Source organism: uncultured Dokdonia sp. (genome assembly GCF_937910895.1).
Classification (GTDB): Bacteria; Bacteroidota; Bacteroidia; order Flavobacteriales; family Flavobacteriaceae; genus Dokdonia.
In genome coordinates this window covers 1-21302 of the sequence record NZ_CALEMI010000112.1, presented here as the reverse complement: position 1 = coordinate 21302, position 21302 = coordinate 1, and the positions used below count along the sequence as shown (strand labels likewise).

General features: G+C 34.9%; 18 protein-coding genes. 8 read left to right on the top strand and 10 right to left on the bottom strand.

What is annotated here, in order from left to right; translation table 11 throughout:
- Positions 1–109: 109 nt before the first annotated feature.
- On the bottom strand, positions 110–274 hold the full coding sequence (locus Q0505_RS13330; protein ID WP_299213661.1) for a hypothetical protein: 165 nt from the start codon (positions 272–274) through the stop codon (positions 110–112).
- A 386-nt stretch (positions 275–660) separates the two neighbouring features.
- On the opposite strand from Q0505_RS13330, the gene Q0505_RS13325 reads away from it, so the two are divergent.
- The gene (locus Q0505_RS13325; RefSeq protein ID WP_299213659.1) at positions 661–1116 is read left to right on the top strand and encodes a hypothetical protein; all 456 of its coding nucleotides are present in this window, start codon (positions 661–663) and stop codon (positions 1114–1116) included.
- Positions 1117–1276: 160 nt separating this feature from the next.
- Here the strand turns inward: Q0505_RS13325 and Q0505_RS13320 are convergent, their stop codons facing one another.
- Positions 1277–1486 (bottom strand): hypothetical protein, encoded by a 210-nt coding sequence (locus Q0505_RS13320; RefSeq protein WP_299213657.1) that lies wholly within the window; start codon positions 1484–1486, stop codon positions 1277–1279.
- A 202-nt stretch (positions 1487–1688) separates the two neighbouring features.
- Here Q0505_RS13320 and Q0505_RS13315 point away from each other — a divergent pair, with 202 nt between their 5' ends.
- The 4 genes from Q0505_RS13315 (at position 1689) to Q0505_RS13300 (ending at position 10409) form a co-directional block, all read left to right on the top strand.
- The gene (locus Q0505_RS13315; RefSeq protein WP_299213679.1) at positions 1689–3002 is read left to right on the top strand and encodes a M20/M25/M40 family metallo-hydrolase; all 1314 of its coding nucleotides are present in this window, start codon (positions 1689–1691) and stop codon (positions 3000–3002) included.
- 105 nt (positions 3003–3107) lie between these two features.
- Positions 3108–6416 carry a hypothetical protein gene (locus Q0505_RS13310; RefSeq protein ID WP_299213655.1) on the top strand — a complete coding sequence of 1103 codons (3309 nt, stop codon included), beginning with the start codon at positions 3108–3110 and terminating at the stop codon, positions 6414–6416.
- 1 nt (position 6417) lies between these two features.
- The gene (locus Q0505_RS13305) at positions 6418–8343 is read left to right on the top strand and encodes a transglutaminase domain-containing protein (RefSeq protein WP_299213654.1); all 1926 of its coding nucleotides are present in this window, start codon (positions 6418–6420) and stop codon (positions 8341–8343) included.
- Positions 8344–8438: 95 nt separating this feature from the next.
- Positions 8439–10409: a DUF3857 domain-containing protein gene (locus Q0505_RS13300; protein ID WP_299213652.1), complete on the top strand. Its 1971-nt coding sequence runs from the start codon at positions 8439–8441 to the stop codon at positions 10407–10409.
- 84 nt (positions 10410–10493) lie between these two features.
- Here the strand turns inward: Q0505_RS13300 and msrA are convergent, their stop codons facing one another.
- The 8 genes from msrA to Q0505_RS13260 form a co-directional block, all read right to left on the bottom strand.
- The gene (msrA, locus tag Q0505_RS13295; RefSeq protein WP_299213650.1) at positions 10494–11033 is read right to left on the bottom strand and encodes a peptide-methionine (S)-S-oxide reductase MsrA; all 540 of its coding nucleotides are present in this window, start codon (positions 11031–11033) and stop codon (positions 10494–10496) included.
- Positions 11026–11448 (bottom strand): DUF2452 domain-containing protein, encoded by a 423-nt coding sequence (locus Q0505_RS13290; RefSeq protein WP_299213648.1) that lies wholly within the window; start codon positions 11446–11448, stop codon positions 11026–11028. The genes msrA and Q0505_RS13290 overlap by 8 nt, the downstream gene beginning before the upstream one ends.
- Positions 11449–11661: 213 nt before the next feature.
- The gene (locus Q0505_RS13285) at positions 11662–11961 is read right to left on the bottom strand and encodes a TIGR03643 family protein (protein WP_299213646.1); all 300 of its coding nucleotides are present in this window, start codon (positions 11959–11961) and stop codon (positions 11662–11664) included.
- Positions 11962–11966: 5 nt separating this feature from the next.
- Positions 11967–13442: an FAD-binding domain-containing protein gene (locus tag Q0505_RS13280; protein WP_366519419.1), complete on the bottom strand. Its 1476-nt coding sequence runs from the start codon at positions 13440–13442 to the stop codon at positions 11967–11969.
- A 16-nt stretch (positions 13443–13458) separates the two neighbouring features.
- Complete coding sequence (locus Q0505_RS13275; protein ID WP_299213644.1) at positions 13459–14994, bottom strand: cryptochrome/photolyase family protein; 1536 nt, start codon at positions 14992–14994, stop codon at positions 13459–13461.
- A complete protein-coding gene (locus Q0505_RS13270) occupies positions 14995–16293 on the bottom strand; it encodes a DASH family cryptochrome (RefSeq protein ID WP_299213642.1) in 1299 nt (432 codons plus the stop codon).
- Positions 16290–16439 carry a DUF2256 domain-containing protein gene (locus tag Q0505_RS13265; RefSeq protein ID WP_299213640.1) on the bottom strand — a complete coding sequence of 50 codons (150 nt, stop codon included), beginning with the start codon at positions 16437–16439 and terminating at the stop codon, positions 16290–16292. The genes Q0505_RS13270 and Q0505_RS13265 overlap by 4 nt, the downstream gene beginning before the upstream one ends.
- Positions 16440–16580: 141 nt before the next feature.
- Positions 16581–18227: a LamG domain-containing protein gene (locus Q0505_RS13260; protein ID WP_299213638.1), complete on the bottom strand. Its 1647-nt coding sequence runs from the start codon at positions 18225–18227 to the stop codon at positions 16581–16583.
- 165 nt (positions 18228–18392) lie between these two features.
- Here Q0505_RS13260 and Q0505_RS13255 point away from each other — a divergent pair, with 165 nt between their 5' ends.
- The 3 genes from Q0505_RS13255 to Q0505_RS13245 form a co-directional block, all read left to right on the top strand.
- On the top strand, positions 18393–18908 hold the full coding sequence (locus Q0505_RS13255) for an RNA polymerase sigma factor (protein ID WP_299213636.1): 516 nt from the start codon (positions 18393–18395) through the stop codon (positions 18906–18908).
- 56 nt (positions 18909–18964) lie between these two features.
- Positions 18965–19858, top strand: a complete 894-nt coding sequence (locus Q0505_RS13250) for a FecR domain-containing protein (protein ID WP_299213634.1) — start codon at positions 18965–18967, stop codon at positions 19856–19858.
- Positions 19851–21302 (top strand): TonB-dependent receptor plug domain-containing protein (locus Q0505_RS13245; RefSeq protein WP_299213632.1); only part of this gene is annotated, 1452 nt, incomplete at its 3' end. The genes Q0505_RS13250 and Q0505_RS13245, both read left to right, overlap by 8 nt.

Genomic DNA, 21302 nt, shown 5'->3' with positions numbered 1-21302 from the left:
TAAAAGAAACAAAAAAGAGAGGGATAAAATTTTTATTTTTTTCATCCCTCTAAAATACTAACTATTATCTAGTTACCAATTATATAGTAAAAAATTACCCTCCATTATTTCATCCTCCTGGTGGCGGTGGTGGTGGCGGTGGTGGTGGAATGGTTTCATCTTCTCCACAACACGCTTGAGGGGTTTGAAACTCATCTAAAAGAGAATCTTCTGGGGTACACGAAGTAAAAAATGCACTACCAAAAACTACGGCTATCAAAAATAACTTTTTCATCATTTGAAAATTTTGAAATTTGAAAAAGGAGTGCCTGTCCGAGACGATCTCAGATTTACCGTACGGGTTCTAGAGTCCCGTTACTCACCTAGGAGTGCTCCTTCGTTTTTGGAAAGTTGAAAGCCGTATCACAGTTACTCTAAGTAACTTTCCAACCGTCTTTTAAGTAGACTGTTTTACGGGTTCCCGTAAGAAGTAGGTTTGTACAATTCTTATGTTAGCAATTCATAACAGTAACCACTTCCTGACACAAAGAAAATAGAAGGGTATCAGGTTATTGCAGACAGAATATAGACACGTTTCAGACATGTTTTAGACATCAATAAAGACGGGTAATAGCAGGCATAACGCCTAGTATTACTCTGAAGAATAATTTTCTTATCCCTATGAATCACAAGCAAATTGAAAGGATCGTCCAGAAAGTATTTGAAAAAGCAAAAAAAGGAAGTGTATCTCATTCTAAATATGCTTTGGCAAAACAGGTCGTAAAAGAAATAAGTAGCCTAAACTCCAAAACTTTAGAAAGAGCTTATTCAAGATATATCGAAAAGAATGATGCTATGAGTGCTCCAAATCCTGATACTGTAGAATTTTTTTGTCAATATATTGGATATGGTAGCTACGAAGAGTACATGAGTAAAAATTCTGAGCATAAAATTACCACTACAGATAAGAAAAATTCAAAAGAAAAGAAGGCAGATGATTCAGATAAAAATGGGAAGATTAAAAAAAAATATACGTGGTCGTTTACCCTAAAAATATTTATCGTATTAGGTATAATTATAACTATTGCTAATCAATTCATTAGAAGCAAAATTCAGATACTCATTGCTCCCTTATAAAAAGAAATATGACTCCACTTAGATAAACGTTTTTAGTATTTTGAGGGTGCGAACCTGCCTGACGGCAGACAAAATCACATAAAAAAAGCCTCAAGTCCTAAGACTTGAAGCTAGTATTTTAAAAACTACAGAAGAGTTTTCTATTTGTATTATTGAAAAATCAACACCCTAATCCTGATACAGATTGACCGCCATCAGGGCAACTAAGATCGCAACTTAGCTCTATGATTTCTAGAAAGCCTTGATTATTTTGAACTACGCATCCGCAACAATCTCTATTCCCTGGCAAAAAACCAAAACCCGCTGTAATTTTCTTTTGTTGTTTGGAAGTAAGCGCTTCCGCTCCTTTCAGATGGACTAACTTTTTCATATCTAATGCTTTTTACACCTTTTATCTTTAAAGATAGTAGCGTGATTATATCATAAATATACTGACATAAATCATTAAATACTAATAATCAGAAACTTTACGCGTGCATTTTAAACAAAATGAGGAGGTGTTCCTTTTCAAAAAGATAGAAAATCATTTTTTAAAGTTTCCGTACCTTGTGATAACACTAACGTATACCACTATGTATCCAACTCGTTTTATTGTTTCAATACTCTCTATTGGGTTTCTTTTTTTGTCCGCTTTCGCGAAAGCGCAACAACTCTCAACACAAGAGCAACAACTCATTGCTAAAGTCACCGAAAATAACCCGGAAGCGATTCGGTTTTTAGAAAAAGTCGTCAATATAAATAGTGGAACCCTCAATGTAGAAGGCGTCAAAGAAGTTGGCACTGTCTTTACAAAAGCATTTCAAGACATCGAGTTTGACATAGAATGGATCTCGATGCCTTCAGAAATGAAACGGGCGGGACATTTGTTTGCGACTACAAAAGGAGACAAAGGAAAACGATTATTACTCATAGGACATCTGGATACTGTATTTGAAAAAGATAGCGAATTTCAACAATTTGAAATGGTCAATGACTCTATTGCCAAAGGCCCTGGCGCCAATGATATGAAAGGCGGAAATGTGGTGGTATTATATGCATTAAGAGCGTTATATGAAGCTGGGTTGCTTAAAGAGTCACAAATTACCGTGGCATTTACGGGAGATGAAGAAAGTACGGGAAAACCTATAAGTATTAGCAGAAAATCATTAATTGATGCGGCAAAGCAAAGCGATATTGCACTAGGCTTTGAAACCTCAACAGGGTTTGATAATGCCACCGTGGCTCGTAGAGGGTCTTCCAACTGGAAAGTAACTGTTACTGGAAAGAGAGCACATTCTTCTGGAATTTTTAATGAAAATACAGGAGCAGGGGCCAATTTTGAATTGGCACGTATCCTTCATCAATTTTATACGGATGTACGAGGAGAAGAATTACTTACTTTTAATCCTGGGATGATGCTCGGAGGTACCACTATGGATTTACAAGCACAAGAAAGTAAGGGCGCTATTTTTGGAAAAGGAAATGTTGTCGCGCAAACGGCTTATGTTCAGGGAGGTTTGCGATTTATCTCTGAAGAACAAAAAGAACGTGCTCGTGCCAAAATGCGAGAGATCGCAGCTAATAATCTCCCACAAACAACTGCCAAAATTGAATTTGAAGATAGTTATCCAGCGATGAAACCTACGCCAGAAAACTATCAACTTCTTGAGGTTTTAAGCCAAGTAAGTCAAGACCTAGGACAACCTAAAGTAGAAGGATATGATCCTGGCAAAAGAGGTGCCGCAGATGTCTCTTTTGTCGCTGAATATGTCGCCTGCCTAGATGGATTAGGAACCATGGGAACAGGCGCTCATACACCTTCTGAAACGGTAAATCTTAACACGATTGAGATGCTCACAAAACGTACTGCTATTTTGATTTACAGATTAATCAATCAACCTAGGTAATTGCAGAAACTTCCTTCATATAGACTTCTGTCTTAAAATGATGTTATTTATTGACAACACATTAGGTATTTTTAGTATTTTGAGCGTCTTATTAATTTTCAGAAAATGTTCAAAAACTATACTTTTTTAATCCTATCCTTAGTTGCTTTTTTATCTATACATGCGCAAGAAAAAACTTCCTATGAAAGTGGTGTAGAAATTCTTAAAAAAGCGTACGAATTAATTAATCAAGAAAAAATAGACGATGCCGTTACAACTTTACAAAAGATAAGCCCTAACGATTCGCTGTATAGTGATTCTTTTGTAACGATATCCTATTATCAAATGGCACAAGAAAAATACGAAGACGCCCTTGCGACCATAGAGAAAGGACTCCAACTAGAGAAATCTTCAAACGCGAGATTAGGTTTCTATATAAATAAAGGGCTTTGTTATGTAAACTTAGAATCGTATGATCTTGCTAAAAAAACATACCTCCAAGGTCTTGAAGAGTTTCCTAAAAATTACGAACTTCTTTATAATTTAGCCATTATACATCAAAGGTTAGAAGAACCTCAAGAAGCATTTACTCATTTAATGGGTACACTAGCATCAAGCCCTCTATACGAAAACACCATGTTAAATCTTGGAAATATGTATAGAAAACAAAATAAAAAAGCGCAAGCACTCCTATTATACAACCTATACCTGCTTTTTGCTCCTGATGAAGAAAATTCTTTTGCAGTACTAAAAGCGGCAAATGATATGGTAAGTGGCACAAATCTGGAAGGAGAGATATTTCCAATCACTCCTGATGATCGTTTATTTGAAACACAAAATCTTATTATAGAAAGCGAACTCGCGCTTCAAAAAGCGTATGAAATCCCTAATGATATTAATATTGGATTTACAAGACAAACACATGCGCTGTTAAATCAACTAAAAGAAGAGCCTTTTCAAGGCTCCTCAGTATTGTGGAGTGAGAAAATAATTCCTTTTTTCAATTGGATTTTTGAAAACGATTACTTTGATGAACTCTCTTATACAACAGCCTACGCTATTGAAAATGAAGATTACAAAAAAATAATCTCAAAAAAAACAGAAGATATTAAAGCGTTTCTTCCTGTAGCCTATCAAAAATGGATTGATATTATTGGAGATAACAATGTAAAAGAAATCAACGGTAAAAAAGAAACCATTACCTATAATTATGTAGAGGGAATCATAAGTGGTGAAGGTCCTGTTTCAAAAGAAGATGTCCCCGTAGGAGAATGGCTATTTTATGACACTTTAGGAAGATTGATTGCTAAAGGAACCTTTACCAATGGGGAACGAGATGGAAAATGGGAGTGGTATCATGAAAACGGAAAATTAAAAGAGAGAGGCGCCTACAATAATGGGGTTGAACAAGGAATCTATCAATTTTATTATGACAATGGCACTAAGAGTGTTACCGTAACATTCAAAGATGGTAAGTTAGAAGAAACCTATTATTCCTATTCTATTTATGGAAGCCTTCTAGAAAAGCGCACCTATACAAATGGAGAAATGAACGGTGTGAGACAACATTTTTATGAAGCAGATGAAAGCCTCATAAAATATGAGTACCTCATGAAAAATGATGATTATGATGGCTTTTTTAAAGAATACTACTCTACAGGTGTATTAGCAAAAGAAACGACATTTGAGAATGGTACAAAACAAGGCGCTGAAAAAGTATATCATCTCAACGGAAAACTTGCTTCAGAAGCTACTTTTAAAGATGGAGAATATGAAGGTCCTTATAAAACATATTACCCTTCCGGGAAATTAAAATCTACAGGAACGTATGCAGAAGGATTGATTATAGGAAACTGGAAGACCTATCATACCAATGAAGCCTTAAGTGAAGAAGTTATCTATGAAAATGGAAAACTAGAGGGCCCCTATCTATCCTATAACCGAGAAGGAACACTTTTAAGCAACTTTTTATATCGTAATGGATTGATCAAAGAGTATACGTATTATGCCAAAGATGGCACGGTCATTGAATCTCAGAAAAAGAAAAGCGGTGATTTAAACTACCAAGGTTTTATGGCAGACGGGACACTAGTTGCAAAAGGTTTATATGATGTTAAGGGTGGGAAAATGGGTCCTTGGGTGTATTATGATAAATACGGAAACTTATCTGAACAAGGCAACTATACCGAAGATTTAGCACAAGGAGAATATAAAATATTGTTTGCTAATGGGAATTTACAAGATCTTAATACCTATGTAGCTGATGTCGTAACTGGCTATGGCGCTTCCTACTACCCTTTTGGACAAATAAGAATACAAGGATACTATAATGAAGAAGGCACTAAAGATGGTTTCTGGTATACCTATTATCCTGACGGAACTACAAAAATCGAAAATTATTTTCATAAAGGTGAACTTAATGGAACCCAAAAATACTATGCTCCTAACGGGCAATTAGCAAGTGAAACCACCTATACATTTGACATTGCACAATATGAGGTATACTATGACGAAAATGGAGCAATCACTGAAAAGATAGATCGTTTTGAAACAGATAAAGATGAAATCACATACCACTACGTGACTGGAGATATACGATCAAAAACTGGATACAGCAATGGCGTTTTGCACGGAGACTATATCTCTTATGATTTTTATGGAAATCTCCAAGCGGAAGCTACGTATGTAAATAACTACCTAGAAGGTCCTTTAAAATTATATTATCCAGATGGCGTCTTAAAATCAGAAAGAAATTATAGCGCAGGAAACCTAGATGGCTGGTATAAAACCTATTTTAAAAATGGACAAGTAGAAGACGTTATTTTTTACCAAAGTGGGAAAGTAGACGGTGTCTCAGAAGAATATAATGAATCCGGAATCAAAACTGGCGAGTCTATATACGTAGACGACGTGGCGCACGGATCTCGTAGATTTTTTGGAAGAGAAAAAGGGACTTTACAATTGATTCGGTTTTATGACCAAGGAAAACTACTAGGGTATAGCTATCTGGATAAAGAAGGAAAAGAGCTCCCTATGATATCATTACCCAACGGGACTGGAAAAGTAATCTCCTATTACCCTAATGGAAAGGTAGCAAGAGAAATGACCTACCAAAAAGGAAACCTTCAAGGCGAATACACCGCTTATTATGAAAACGGAAACCCAGAACGTAAACACACCAACGTAGATGATGATTATCACGGGATTGCTTACACCTATTTCCCTGATGGTACGTTAAAAACAGAAACTCCATACACCTATGGTTACAAACAAGGTGTAGAAAAAAAATACCATTCTAATGGAAAGATCAAAGAAGAGATATATTACAAAAATGATGAACGCTCTGGGGACGCTCACTATTATGATGAACAAGGCAAAAAAACAAAAACCGAACACTATTTTAACGAAGAAATCGTTAAATCACAAACTTTTTGATATGAGATATATAAGCATCCTAGTGTTATTATGCATGCTAGGAATGACGTCTTTTAGTAATGCTCAAGAGTCGCCACAATTTAAAAAATACAAGAGTGCCTATCCTGATGAGTACTTAGCAAGGCTTACCTCGCAGCGACTTATTGATATCTCAATAAAGGATGATCAAATAAAAATATCACAAACCATAGCAGAAGAAGACCTCTTACTAAATGAAACAGCACAGTTTGCCACAGAAGAATCTGTAGAGTACTCTTCCTTTTTTCTTTTAGATAAAATAGAAGCCTCCTCTATGGTGTATGACGGGAAAAAATATCGTGAATATGAAGTCACAGATTTTGTCCGTAAAGACGAATTAAGCGAGTCCTTTTATGACGATACAAAATCAGTGAATTTTCTGTACCCAAAACTTCAACAAGGAGCTATAAAAAAATTAAACTATACTACTTCTATCACCAATCCTAGATTCTTATCGCCTGTTTATTTCGGTAATGTATATCCGCTTATTAATCAAAAAGTAGAAATTACGGTAGATAAAGACATCAACTTACGCTTTGAAAAATTCAATATGGAAGGGGTGGATGTACGCTTTCGCGAAAGCGAAAAAAGAGGCAGAAAAATTTACACTTGGGAACTAGAAAATCAAGACGCTTATGACCTTGAAGATAATGGCCCAAGTCCAAAAACGATCCTCCCACATATCATGCCTATTATATCTTCATACCAAAATAAGAATGAAGAAATCGCTGTATTAAAAGATGTAAAAGATCTATATAGCTGGTATTACTCACTTGTGAAAGACATTAATCAAGAAGAACTTGATGATGAATTAGTCACAATTACCAATGATCTTATTGCCTCAAAAACATCAGAAATAGAAAAAGTAAAAGCCATTTATTATTGGGTACAAGAGAATATCAAATACATAGATTTTGAATATGCTTTAGGAGGGTTTATACCACGAGATGCGAATACTGTTTTCCAGAAGAAATTTGGCGATTGTAAAGACAATTCTAGCATCCTTAAAGAGATGTTCAAAATTGCAAATATCAAAGGAAGTCTTACCTGGCTAGGAACCCGAAGTATTCCATATAGTTACACAGATGTACCAACACCCGCCGCAGATAATCACATGATTCTTACGTATGAAAATGAAGGAAAAACCTATTTCCTAGATGCTACGGGAAGATATCTGCCTCTTGAAATTCCTTCTTCGTTTATACAAGGAAAAGAAGCGCTTATCGAAAATGGTGAAGGCGATTATAAAATTGTAGAAGTTCCCATTGTAGAAGCAGATCAAAATGCGTATGATGATGTTGTAAGAATCCAATTAGATGGAAAATCTATTACAGGAAACGGAACATTACGTCTTACTGGATATCAAAAATCAACGCTGTTTAATTCTATCGAAAACAGAGATACACAAGATAAACTATTAGAATATTACACGGGCTTTTTACGTAAAGGGAGTAATCGATTTTTGGTAGAGAGCTTTGAAGAAAAGAATAAATATAGCTATGAAAATCCTTTTCAAGTAGATTATAACTTTACCGTTAAAGATTATGCACAATCTCTAAATGATGAAATCTTTATTAATCTCAACCTTTACAAAACATCCATCAACGGATATAAAATAAAAGAAGATAGAAAAACAGATATAGAATTTAGATATAGATCTAAAGATAACATGACTGTTATTTTTGAAATCCCAGAAGGAAAAGAAGTAACGTACCTCCCAGAGGATGTTACTGTAGACAATGATTTTATGAGTGCCTCTATTACCTACAAAAAAGAGGGATCTACGATTGTTTACACACATACGTTTAAAACAAAAAAATTAATCCTTGAAAAAGAAACACACGAAGCTTTTAGAAAATCATTAAAAAAAATAAACAAAGCTTTTAAAGAAGTGGTCGTTCTTAAATAAATACGTTGTGAAAGCCCATAATGGGCATTTGGCAGACAACTATCAATACCAATCAGTATAATTAATTCACAGGCTGAAACAAAAAAATTAAATAAATGAAAAAGTACATTTTTGCATTACTTACCTTAACCTTTTCTATAGTCTCCACGGGACAAGAGCTCGTGCATACATCGTATAGCTGGGAAGAAAATCCTACATACACTATAGCAGATGAAGATAAAGAGCTAGATATGGTAGGTCTTAAAAATTATAAAATCACAGAATTTGGATTTGAAAACAAAAATGAATTCTATCAATTTGATATTATTCACAAAGTGTTATGGTTAAATTCTGACGATAGAATTGAGCAGTTTAATCGAATTTACCTTCCGTATCGATCAGATTCAGAATTAATAAGCAGTCAAGCACGCGTAGTCTCAGCCAATGGTACCGTACAAGAACTTGATGATTCAAAAATCTTTACCGCAACCGATGAGACCACCAATAGAACGATAAAGTATTATGCCTTGGAAGGAATTGAAAAAGGAGGGTTTGTAGAATACTTATACACTATAAAAAAAGCAGCAAAATATAAAGGAGAGTATCTTAGACTTCAAGAAAACTATAAGATTAAAGACTCAAAATTTGAACTGTATGCACCAGAAAATCTTGTCTTTAAAATTTATCCTATCAATAGTGATCAAGAAGCTGTAGAAGATACAGGAGTTGAAGGAAAACAACACCTAATTGTACAAAACTATAACCTTCCAGAATTAGAGCCAGAAGAACTGTCTGCTGTAGAAGCAATGAAGCAAGCTGTCATTTACAAATTAGATACTAATAAAGCCACGGGTGCGAGTAATTTTAGTTCGTATAGTGACATCGCAAAAAATGTATATAATTTTGTTTCTTCAGAATTGAAGAAAAATGAGCTTTCAAAAATTAAGGAGTTTATTAAAGAAGCAAACATCGATGTCAATGGAGATGATGCTTCAAAAATAAGAACTCTTGAAAACCATATCAAAAATACCATCTACATAACAAATACAGGGGGAGATCAGCTGTCTGATGTTGATTTTGTATTGGAAAACAAAGCGGCAGATGAGACAGGAATCATTCGCTTATTTGCAAGCTCATTAAAAGAATTAGAAGTTCCATTTGAAATTGTCCTTACCTGTGATCGATCAGAAATGAAGTTTGATCCAGAAATAGAAGCTCTCAGCTTTCTTCAAGATTATCTCTTATATTTTCCAACAACAGAAAAATACCTTGCTCCTGGAAAACAAGAAAGCCGATACGGATACCCTCCTTTTGAATATACAGATACCTACGGACTCTTTGTAAAAGAAGTCTCCTTAGGAAAGCTAAGTTCTGGGGTAGGAAAAGTAAAGTATATTGAGTCTCCAGACGCAGCCGCATCTGTAGATGAAATGAAGTTTAAAATTACCTTTGACCCAGAAGATCTTACAGAAGTTAGTATTGATTTTGATCATGCTATAAGCGGTTACAATGCTTCATATATTCATCCGTTTATGAATCTTGTGAATGATGAAAATAAAGAAGAGTTTTACGAGGAGTTTATTAAGAGAATGGGCGATGATATTACCATAGATTCTAAAGAAGTTTTTAATGAAGCGGCAGAAAATTTTGGAAAAAAACCCTTACGTGTGAAGGCGGTTATTTCTAGCAGTATGTTTACAGACAAAGCAGGTCCAAAATACCTATTTAAACTTGGAGAACTTATTGGACCTCAAGTAGAGATGTATCAAGAAAAAAAGCGCCAATTACCTGTAGAAAACTTATTCAGAAAAACGTATTTACGTACTATAGAATTAACGATTCCAGAAGGATATACAATTGCTAATTTAGACGATATCAATATCTCTAATCGCTATGAAAAAGATGGAAAAGATGTCATGAATTTTATTTCTTCCTACACTAAAGAAGGAAATAAAGTCATTATTACAGCCAATGAAATTTATGATGAAAACATTCTTCCTGTAGCTTTATATGAAGAATATAGAACTGTAATTAATAGCGCTGCAGATTTTAATAAAGTAACACTGATCTTAGAGCCTTCAAAGTAACACACAACACTTATAGATAAAGTAAAAACCCATACTGAATTCAGTATGGGTTTTTACTTTATAGTGATAGAAAATATTGTGTTTTTATTTCAATAAACCATCATAGAGCGATCGTAGTTTACGCACTTTGGGATCAATCACAGCAACACAATAGCCTTGTGAACGATTGTTGTTGTAATAATCCTGATGATCTTCTTCTGCTTCATAAAATACAGGAAGTTCTGTGAGCTCTGTTACTATAGGATCGTCGTAATATTCTTGTACTACCTTTAATACTTCTTCCGCTTGTGATTTTTGAGTGTCGTTGTGATAGAAAATAACAGATCTATATTGTGTCCCTCTATCAGCTCCTTGACGGTTTAAAGTTGTAGGATCGTGTGTGGTCATAAATACCGTAAGCAAAGACACATAATCAATGGTAGCTGCATCATACGTCACCTGAACCACTTCTGCGTGTCCCGTAAGCCCAGAACAAATCTCCCTGTATGTTGGTTTTCCAGGAACATTACCTCCCGCATATCCAGACACTACTTTTTCTACACCTTTTAATCGTTGTATCACGGCCTCGACACACCAAAAACAACCACCACCAAAAGTCGCTACTTCCATATTCAGATTACTCATATTCTTTTTTGTTTTTATCAATTTTTAACCACACTTTATCTGTATTGAGATGAAATGTACCCACAAAATCCCAATGACATTCTTCTGGAGAAATTAAAGACAGAAAAGGATTTCCATCTTTAGAACGGTATAAATGATAGGTCTCTCCCACAATAGGTTCAAAAGAAAACTTAGCCGAGTAAATAAGGTTATTATACTCAAACTGCTCCATCATCGCTTCGTATTTTGCTTTTAAGTCTTCGTACTCCGTCTTAAATTGGTGATTTACTTTGTTAATATTCGTGTTTTTCCAAGTGGTCACATCTCCTGTGACAATCGCTGGAGCACCAAGATTAGTGGCATAGGGTGTTAATGCCGCATCGTAACGTCCTTTCTCTTCGTTATAAACAACTTGATCTGGTTTCTTCTTTGTCATGTGTACTGCCCGTAAAAACGGTCTATTTTTCATTCCCACACTTCGACTATGCTCAGCATAAACTCAGGTGGGAATCTCATTTATTAGTATATTTTATTAGATCAGATTTTTTATAATAAACCCTCTTATTTAGGATTACCTACGCTTTTTTACTTGGGCGAGTTCAGTATAAATTTCACTTTCGTGAAACGTATAAAAAACAGTTCCCTTTGGTTACCTTCTTTTAGAAATCTTATTGTGTGTAATCTGTTTTTGCCTACTGCATTTGAATCGTGCATCATCTATATCATAGGCGCGTTTTGCTTCATGTTTTGTCTTACGTCCTTGCACACGCTTACGCCACATCCTAAAGCTACTCTCCTTCATCTCACGCCGCATCAGGTCAATGACTTCTTGCTCCTTAAGACCAAACTGCATTTGAATAGCATCAAAAGTCGTCCGATCTTCCCATGCCATTTCTATAATTCGATCTATTTCTCGTTCTGTAAATTCTTGTACTATTTCTTTCTTCATAATCGTTAATCAAAGGTATTTCTATCTGCTAGTGTATGTCTTTTTAAAATACGATAGCTTTCTTTTTTTACCAAGTTATTTTCCTTTAAATTCCATAAAATATCACCTGCCTGTTTTCCTGTCTTTTTGATATCTACAATAGGTAAGGGATAATCCTTTCCTATAAAGGTATTACAAAATTGCTGTTCCATAAGACTCATCTTATAGGGTTCATGTATATACGCCACAGGAACATCACGAAGTTCTGGAATCCATTTTTTTATAAACGCTCCCTCAGGATCGTGTTCTAAACTGTTCTTTACAGGATTATAAATGCGTAGCATATTTATGCCCGTTTCTCCAGCTTGCATTTGAATTTGCGGATAATGAATCCCAGGTTCAAAATCTAAAAACTGTTGTGCCAGATGTGGTGAAGCATCTTGCCAAGATTGCCATAGGTTATGTGTAAAAAATGAAAGCGTCATCGCTCGCATTCTAAAATTAAGATAGCCCGTTTCTACTAAACAACGCATACAAGCATCTACCAACGGATATCCTGTTTTTCCTTCTCGCCATGCTTTTTGATGCGCTACATTTCTTGTTTTTTTAAGCGTATGATAGCCTTTATTAACACTCACAAATTGCATCGTATCTTCCATCTCAAACTTCTGAATAAAATGCGCTTGCCATCTAAGTCGAGAGATAAAACCATCGATCGCTCTTTTATGAGATGCAATTTCTCTAAACGCTTTTGCTTGTTGCCACACCTGACGTACCGAAAGATTTCCCCAAGCGATATACGGTGATAGTCTAGAGCAACTTTTTCGCGCAAGCGTGGGTTTTGAAATATGTGCATTATACTCTCGATACCTTCCTCTCAAAAACGAATCTAGATATCGCAATCCGTTGTGTGTGCCTCCTGGTTGAAAGGAGGATTGCACAGGAGTTTCTAATGAAGGAACTATAAAATATTTTTTCAACTCTGATAAAAATTGAAGATCAACAAATTGCCCTTTTTTAGGCTGAAACGGCAGTTGTGGTTGATTCATAAACCATTCCCAATCGTTACTCCAGCCCTTACGATTTCGTAAGCCTCTTTGTACTCCATTGGTACAAAACTCGACCCATCCAAACTTTTTGTCTGGTTGTTCTTTCTTTAAGGTAATTGCAAATTTCTCTAGTGCAATATCGCGATCGTATGTAATGCGTAAACCTGTTTCTTGATGAGAAAAAAGGGTATGTATTTTTATATGTGCTATCAGGGTTTTAAAAACAAAAACTACTTCATCTTCTACAACGAGAATCTCTGTAGTATGCGTATTTAACTGCTCTTGTAAGTGCTGTAAAGACTCTTTTACAAAATTCCAATGTCGCTCACTGTAATGTTTATCTTTTAGTAAAGAAGGTTCAAAAATATATAATAAAAGTACTGGAAGATCTTCTTGCAAGGCATGATGTAGTGCAAGATGATCTTGCAATCGCAAGTCTCGTTTTAACCACACTATGTTGACTTCCTTTTTAATAGTTTGATGGATTTTCGATTATATCTTGGGCTCTTTCTTTGTGTTTTATTAAGGTGTCTTTATCCATTTTGTTGAGTAACGAAAGCATCATACGCATCCGCTGATTGTCTTTAAAAAACGATTGTTTCTCGTCCAGAAAATTCCAATACAAACTATTAAATGGACAAGCGTCTTTACCTGTTTTTTTGCTCACTTTGTAATGACATCCTTTGCAATAGTTACTCATTTTATTGATGTAACTCCCGCTAGACACATACGGTTTGGTGGCAATTTTGCCTCCATCTGCCCATTGGGACATCCCTCTCGTATTGGTAATTTCTACCCACTCGATGGCATCTATATAAATTCCTAAATACCACAAATCTACTTCTGCAGGATCTGTCATGGTAAGAAGCGCATAATTTCCAGTAATCATTAACCGCTGAATGTGATGTGCATACGCATTATCCAAACTATTATGGATGCTACATTTAAGACAATTCATCTTCGTCTTTCCTGTCCAATAAAAATCCGGCAGTGGATTGTTGTTTTCTAGATAATTTACACTAGCAAATTCAGGCATTTGCATCCAGTACATCCCACGCATATATTCTCGCCAGCCTATGATTTGACGTACAAACCCTTCTACTTGGCTAATATCAATTTCCTCTTGATGTGATCGCCAATAAGAGATGACGGTAGTGACTACTTCATGTGGCGATAGTAATTTACTATTCATCGCAAAACTTAATCTGCTATGGTATAAATAGGCTTGATCGGGGTCCATGGCGTCTTGATAATCGCCAAAATGAACCAACAAATACTCGCAAAAATAATCCAAAACAGTAAGGCTTTCTTCTCTTGTCGTTGCCCACCCAAAGGTTTTAGTGTTGATATTTCCTATCGTTTTTATCCCTTGATTTTCTAATAATGTCACAAGGTCTGTCACATCTTTTTTAAAGGTTTTTTCTGTAGGAATTAGCGTGTCTTGTTTCCATTTTTTGCGATTGCTTTGATCAAAATTCCACTTGCCACCTTCAGGGTCTTTGTCGTTTATCATCATCAGATCGTACTTCTTTCGCATCATCCGATAAAAGTATTCCATGGTGTATTGTTTTTTCCCTTCAAAGAATGCTGACAGATCGGTGCGGGACGTCATAAAATGCTCCGTATCTACAGCGGTGGTGGGGATGTGTCCGCTTTCGCGAAAGCGTACTAATTCTTGATCCAATCTGTATTCATCAGGCAATTGATATTCAAAGGTTTCACAGGAATTTTCTTTGAGAACCTGTTTGATATTATCTGTTAATGTATGTTGATTACGAGAATCATCTAGCGTATAATAGACGACTGTATGCCCTTGATTTTCTAGATGCGTAGCAAAAGAACGCATGGCGCTAAAAAAAGCAACTACTTTTTGAATATGATGGGTTACATACGTGGCTTCTTGTTTCATTTCTGCCATAAAATACACCACATTGGCATCTACCTTGGCGTACCAAGAATGGTGATGATTGAGCTGATCGCCGAGTATGAGTCTACCTATTTTCATTTAAAACAACTGATTTTGCAACCATAATTTTCTGAACTTTCCTTGCGTATCATATCGTTCTGCTTGACTCTTGATATTGAATATGCGATCTCTGGGGTCGTTGCCTACGCCTGCATTATACATCCAATTACACCAATTGCTGTGTACGTCATAATCTATGAGTATGCTTTCAAAATAGGCTGCGCCAATACGCCAGTCTTGCTTAAGTTCTTTTGCCCAGTAGCTTGCCACATTTTGTCTTCCGCGATTGCTCATCCATCCAGTCTCTCGTAACTCAATCATATTCGCATTCACAAAGTCATAAGGGGTTTTACCTTCTATCCACTGCTTCAGCGCCGCTTTGTTGGAGTTCCAATCGTAGTCCTTGTTAAGAATCCCTCCTATTTTAAAAATAGCGTTGCCATATTTAAGCGAAATATATTTAAAATAATCTCTCCAGATAAGTTCAAAAATAAGCCAATAGGTATCTTCATTTTTCCTGATCTCTTTTTCAAATTTTTTAACTTCCCAATAAATTTGTCGTGCAGAAATACTTCCATTCGCGAGCCACGGAGACAGTTTGCTGCTGTAATCTACACCTACGAGTCCGTTTCGGGTTTTCTTATAAAAAGCTAATTTTTGGGTTTCCCAGAAATAATGTTTGATACGTTCTTTTGCTTGTAATTCTCCTCCTTTATAAGGAAATGCGCTTCGAGCATCTATTGTAAAAGTGTCTAATCCTAATTCTTGCAGTGTAGGGATTTCTGTATTATTCTCAATTCGGTTTGTTGCAGAAAGTGGTTGTATCGGCTCTAGTAAAGCTCTTACAGTAGCTTTCTTTTCACATTCTTTGCGAAATACGGTAAAAACATTAGGGATTTTTGAAACGTCTTCATAAGGAATATCGTCTGGATGAAACAAAAACTGATCATAGGTTTCATGCCAAGTAATCGTAGGTATCTTTTTTCTAACAGATGTGATAATAATTGCTTCTTCCTGAGTCCACTCTTTCTGAAGATATATATCGGTAACGTTATACTTTTGAACAACTTTAGGAATAACATCGCTTTCGTTATCGTAATATAGCAATAAATCTATATTCAATATTTCTAAGGATTTTTTAAGTTCTGTGATCGTTTCTATCAAAAATTGTGCGCGATATTTTTCTGTCTTTTTAAAGCCAAATAGACCCTCTCCAAAAAGAAGTGGATCAAAACAATAGAAGGCTATAACACGATTACCTGATGCAACCGCGTTATGTAACGAATGTTGGTCTTGTACGCGTAAGTCATTCTTAAACCATACTAGTGAAGTGCTCATACTGTCTCCCTGTCATTTTTATTACGTTTACATCGCTCGCTACAATACTTGACCTCATCCCAGTCACGTTCCCACTTTTTTCTCCAAGTAAATGGTCGACCACAGACGAGACATATTTTTTGAGGAAGGGATTGCTTACGATGCATTATTTTAATTTGTTCAAAGATATTCAAAATATATTAAACAAATAAATAGTGTGCCCATAGGATTTGCTACAAAAGGTAAAAGGAGCCAACTTAAAATAAGTGACTCCTTTTACACAAGTTAACCAAACTAGTTTTTACGATCTAGAGACAGGTATAACAATCTGCATCAAGATTAAATAATTGGTTTATTTCAGTAGGATTTAAGGTTTTTTTATAGACTCTCAGATCATCTATATGACCTATGAATCCTTGACCTAGGGTAAAAAAAGATAAAGGATCTGAACCGATATTAAAATCAGAGTTTGGTATAAGGTCTCTTATCAGACCATCTCTGTATAAATGTACTGTATTTGCTTCATCTACAGTAACGACAAGATGGTGCCAATCGGTATTTGACCAAGATACATCTGCCTCATTTAACCAATCAAAATCAATAGCAGACGTATTATTCCCATCAATAAAGTAAGGAGTATTTAGACTAAACACCTTTAATTCAAATCCGTCTCCTAATTGTGTTCCTTTTTGAAACATGACTTCAATATCACTTGGATTTTCATTTTGCATTTTAAACCACACGCTTATTGAAAAAGAGTCTCCTTGTACTAGTTGATTTGTTGTCGTAACAGGGATGGATAAAGAATCTCCTTCCACAAAAGAATAAGCACAGGTAGGGTTTCCACTTCTATCTTCTACAAAACTTCCATCTACATTATCTATAGTGTATCCACTTACGAGATCTTTAAACTCATTTGAAAATGGCATATATATTACAAGATCGTCAAATAAAACTTCTGGGTTTTCACAGCAATCTTCGACAGTTAATGTTAAAGGAAATATTTGAAAAATAGTAGGATTAACAATAAGTTCGGCTCTATAATATAGCGTTTGAATAGCTGCTGTTGTATTCGTATATGCAGTAGGAGTTCCTATTGGATTTACTTGATTTATAGCATCTGCCTCTGTCTCATAATACATGATAGTATACAAAGCAAGGTCACTACAATTTTGAACTGCTTGGGTTAAATCAAATGCTACAAAACCATCATTAGTATCATCACAAATAGATAAATCTGTAACATCAAAGCATATATCTGGCGGAATAAAACTACAGTTTTGATCTGCATTGTTGATCGCCTCTTCCAAGGCTGAGTTACTAGTTACTTCTATTGTATTGCCATTTTCGTATACAAGCACTACTGGATAATTCAAACTTGCGAAAATAGCAGCATCATTTCCGATACTTATAAGAAATTGATATAAAGCTTCATCATGAGTAATGGTAATGACGTCTGCGTCTTGAAAATCAGAATTAAATACAGAAAAAGAAATAGGATATTGAAAATCCACACATGATATCATGTGTTCTCCAAGGCAGCTAAGTACGTATTGTAGCAACTCTTCTTCACTAGTAACTAGTACTTCTGAATGATCGTTAAGTGTTATGGTAATAGGAAATGAAATTTCTATAACATCATCATCTGTCTCTGAAGCGCTTATATTTTCTTCTACCATCGTAATATCACTAGCTGTATTGATGACAATAAGCTCATTATTTACAGTAACTGAAACAGGAAGATTAATTTCTATACAGCTTGCATTATCTAATATATCATCATGAGAACCATCATTTAACGTAGTTTGTAATAATAACAAAGCTAAATTGGAGTTTACATCTATAACCTCCTGACTGTCGGGAGTTATAATTTCTGACTCTTCTTTCTGACAAGACACTCCTACAATACATAAGAGTAAAATCAGAATATATGATGTTTTATAATTAGATAGCATTTTCGAAAAATTAATAGAACAAATATTAAAAATTGATTTCTTTTATTTGTAATCTATTTGAAGTATTAAACTACACAACTAAAACAATCAAGCTATAAAAACTCCTACCTTTACTTTTTAAAAAATATCTCTTTGGTTTGTATTTTGACCCCTTGACCTCTAAATATGAGTAAAAATTTACATAAAAATATTTGTGAAGAAACATTGTATGCTAACTTCTTTAAGAAGTACGCAAATGATTTACATTCATTTTTATATTACAAGTTTGGAGAGCATTTAAATCCTAAAGACAAAGTACAAGAGGCATTTATTAAAGTATGGGAAAATTGTAAAAATATCACTCCAGAAAAAGCAAAAAACTATTTATTTACAGTAGGGAATAACCTAATGCTTAACGAAGTAAAACATCAAAAAGTAGTCTTAAGACACCGGTTAGAAAAACCAAAATCCCATACCCATGAGAATCCTGAGTTTTTAATGGAAGAACAGGAATACTCTCAAAAATTACAAAAAGCAATTTCAAGTCTAACAGAAGCACAGCGTGTTGCTTTTCTATTAAATAGGATAGAAGGCAAAAAGCATAAGGAAATAGCACAGCTTTTGGATATTAGTACAAAAGCTGTTGAAAAACGTATTTATGGTGCTTTAAAAAAATTAAAGGAACAAATCGACGAATTATAATATACTGTAGGTAGGAGTTTTTATAGCTTGATTGTTTTATTAATGAATGTATCGTTATGAAAAGAGAAGAATTAATAAAAAAATGGCTAGATAATGAGCTAGATGCTAAAGAGCTACAGCTCTTTGAGAAGCTAGATGGTTATGAGGATTTACTTCGTATTTCTAACGGTGTACAAAATTTTAGACGAGATTCATTTGATACAGATTTAGAACTAATCAAACTTAAGAAAGCTATAGCGGCCAAAAATCAACAAAAAAATTGGCTAAAACCATTAGTCGCTATTGCCGCGGCTATTGTCATACTTTTTGGTATATATCATTCTTTTACGATGCAAGGCACAGAAATCTCAACGCTTGCTAGTCAAAAACAAGAGATTGCACTTCCTGACCATTCTAGTGTTTCTCTTAACTCATTATCTTCTTTGGTTTACAATGAAAAAGAATGGGACACACAACGTGAAGTCCAATTACAAGGAGAGGCCTTCTTTAAAGTAGAGAAAGGGTCAACATTTCATGTAAAAACAGCCACTGGGCTTGTTACCGTTGTTGGCACCCAATTTACAGTAAAAGATAGAGATGAGCTATTTGAGGTTGTTTGTTATGAAGGTGCTGTGCGTGTAGATCATCTTGGTCAGTCTATCGTACTACAAAAAGGAGATCGTTATATAAAAATGGATGGAATTACTACGCCTAATACAACAACAAATCAATCCAGCCCGTCTTGGATAACCAATACAAGTTCTTTTAAAAGTATGCCGTATAGTGCTGTACTTGCTGAATTTGAAAGACAATATGACGTTAAAATCACTGCAACAGATATAGACTCAAAGCAATTATTCACAGGAAGTTTTATTCACGATAATATGGATGTTGCTTTAAAATCTATTACCTTACCCCTAAATCTGAAGTACATTAGAACAAATCGAATGATAACTTTAAAGGGTGAATAAAAAAAATAGACGAATTCTTTTTTTCATTATTGTCATTTTTAGTTTCTCTGAAATACGTTCTCAAACCAAAGAAGAAACTGAAACAAAATCCCTCTCCGATATTTTGGAGCTTATAGAGGATCGATACGATATTCGGTTTTCTTATGCAGATGACACCATTCTAAATAAAACAGCTATTGTCCCAAAAACTGGTCTGCCTTTACAGCAGGTTTTACTGATTTTAGAAAATACTACGGGCTTAAAATTTGAAATAATTAACAATCGTTTTATAGCTATAAAAAAAATAAGAGAGGACACACTTACCACTCAACAACTAGATGAGGTATACATAAAAGATTACCTTACCTCCGGTATTTCTACCAACAGGACAGGTGCTATTATTGTAAAGCCAGAGGATTTTGGAATTTTACCAGGCCTTATAGAATCTGATATATTACAAACCATTCAAGCTCTTCCAGGGATTTTAAGTGTAGATGAAACGGTTTCAAATATTAATGTGCGAGGAGGAACTCATGATCAAAATCTTATTTTGTGGGATGGTATTAAAGTCTATCAGTCTGGACACTTCTTTGGATTAATTTCTGCTTTTAATCCACACCTTGCAAAGAATATTTTTGTAGCAAAAAATGGAACAAGTGCCATCTATGGGGATGGGGTTTCAAGCATTATAGATATACAACTAGATCAATCGATTAATGATCAATTTTCAGGAGGAATAGGATTTAATTTTATTGATGCAAATGCGGTCTCAAAGATTCCTTTATCAGACAAAGTAGAACTTCAGGTATCAGCTAGAAGGTCTATTACAGATGTTATAGAAACCCCTACATTTAAGCAGTATTTTGATCGTATTTTTCAAAATACAGAAATCACAAATACAGCCTCTGAAACAGATCAAACCGTTATTAGAGATGAAGCTTTTTATTTTTATGATATCGGAACGAAACTCCTTTACGATATTTCTGAAAAAGACAAACTTCGTTTTAACTTCACTTCTATTTTTAACTCGCTAGAATATCTAGAAGAAACTAATGTTTTAAATACCAGAGAAGCTTCTAGTAGTGGCATCACACAACAAAATCTTGCTACAGGACTTACCTATAGTAGAGCGTGGAGCACATCATTTTCAAGTGACATACAAGTATATGGATCGCTATATACACTAGATGCAACAAATGCTGATATTCTTAATAATCAACGTCTGAATCAAAAAAACGAAGTCTTAGATACAGGCATAAAGCTAAACACCAAGTACAACATACGTCCTGGTGTAAGCTGGATGAACGGATACCAGTTTTTTGAAGTAGGTGTCATTAATCTAGAAGATATAGACAATCCTCCTTTTAGGAGTAATATCAAAGAAGTATTAAGAAGTCATGCACTTTACAGTGAATTAAATCTAACCACAATATCTAAAAAGACAAATATAAAGACAGGGCTTAGA

Excerpts from the sequence above, each read along its gene's own strand:
- Q0505_RS13255 (WP_299213636.1), top strand. The coding sequence starts at position 18,393 with ATGAGTAAAAATTTACATAAAAATATTTGTGAAGAAACATTGTATGCT.
- Q0505_RS13330 (WP_299213661.1), bottom strand. The coding sequence starts at position 274 with ATGAAAAAGTTATTTTTGATAGCCGTAGTTTTTGGTAGTGCATTTTTT.
- Q0505_RS13285 (WP_299213646.1), bottom strand. The coding sequence starts at position 11,961 with ATGAAGAAAGAAATAGTACAAGAATTTACAGAACGAGAAATAGATCGA.
- Q0505_RS13290 (WP_299213648.1), bottom strand. The coding sequence starts at position 11,448 with ATGACAAAGAAGAAACCAGATCAAGTTGTTTATAACGAAGAGAAAGGA.
- Q0505_RS13325 (WP_299213659.1), top strand. The coding sequence starts at position 661 with ATGAATCACAAGCAAATTGAAAGGATCGTCCAGAAAGTATTTGAAAAA.
- Q0505_RS13270 (WP_299213642.1), bottom strand. The coding sequence starts at position 16,293 with ATGAGCACTTCACTAGTATGGTTTAAGAATGACTTACGCGTACAAGAC.
- Q0505_RS13305 (WP_299213654.1), top strand. The coding sequence starts at position 6,418 with ATGAGATATATAAGCATCCTAGTGTTATTATGCATGCTAGGAATGACG.
- Q0505_RS13265 (WP_299213640.1), bottom strand. The coding sequence starts at position 16,439 with ATGCATCGTAAGCAATCCCTTCCTCAAAAAATATGTCTCGTCTGTGGT.
- Q0505_RS13320 (WP_299213657.1), bottom strand. The coding sequence starts at position 1,486 with ATGAAAAAGTTAGTCCATCTGAAAGGAGCGGAAGCGCTTACTTCCAAA.
- Q0505_RS13300 (WP_299213652.1), top strand. The coding sequence starts at position 8,439 with ATGAAAAAGTACATTTTTGCATTACTTACCTTAACCTTTTCTATAGTC.
- msrA (WP_299213650.1), bottom strand. The coding sequence starts at position 11,033 with ATGAGTAATCTGAATATGGAAGTAGCGACTTTTGGTGGTGGTTGTTTT.
- Q0505_RS13310 (WP_299213655.1), top strand. The coding sequence starts at position 3,108 with ATGTTCAAAAACTATACTTTTTTAATCCTATCCTTAGTTGCTTTTTTA.
- Q0505_RS13315 (WP_299213679.1), top strand. The coding sequence starts at position 1,689 with ATGTATCCAACTCGTTTTATTGTTTCAATACTCTCTATTGGGTTTCTT.
- Q0505_RS13250 (WP_299213634.1), top strand. The coding sequence starts at position 18,965 with ATGAAAAGAGAAGAATTAATAAAAAAATGGCTAGATAATGAGCTAGAT.
- Q0505_RS13260 (WP_299213638.1), bottom strand. The coding sequence starts at position 18,227 with ATGCTATCTAATTATAAAACATCATATATTCTGATTTTACTCTTATGT.
- Q0505_RS13275 (WP_299213644.1), bottom strand. The coding sequence starts at position 14,994 with ATGAAAATAGGTAGACTCATACTCGGCGATCAGCTCAATCATCACCAT.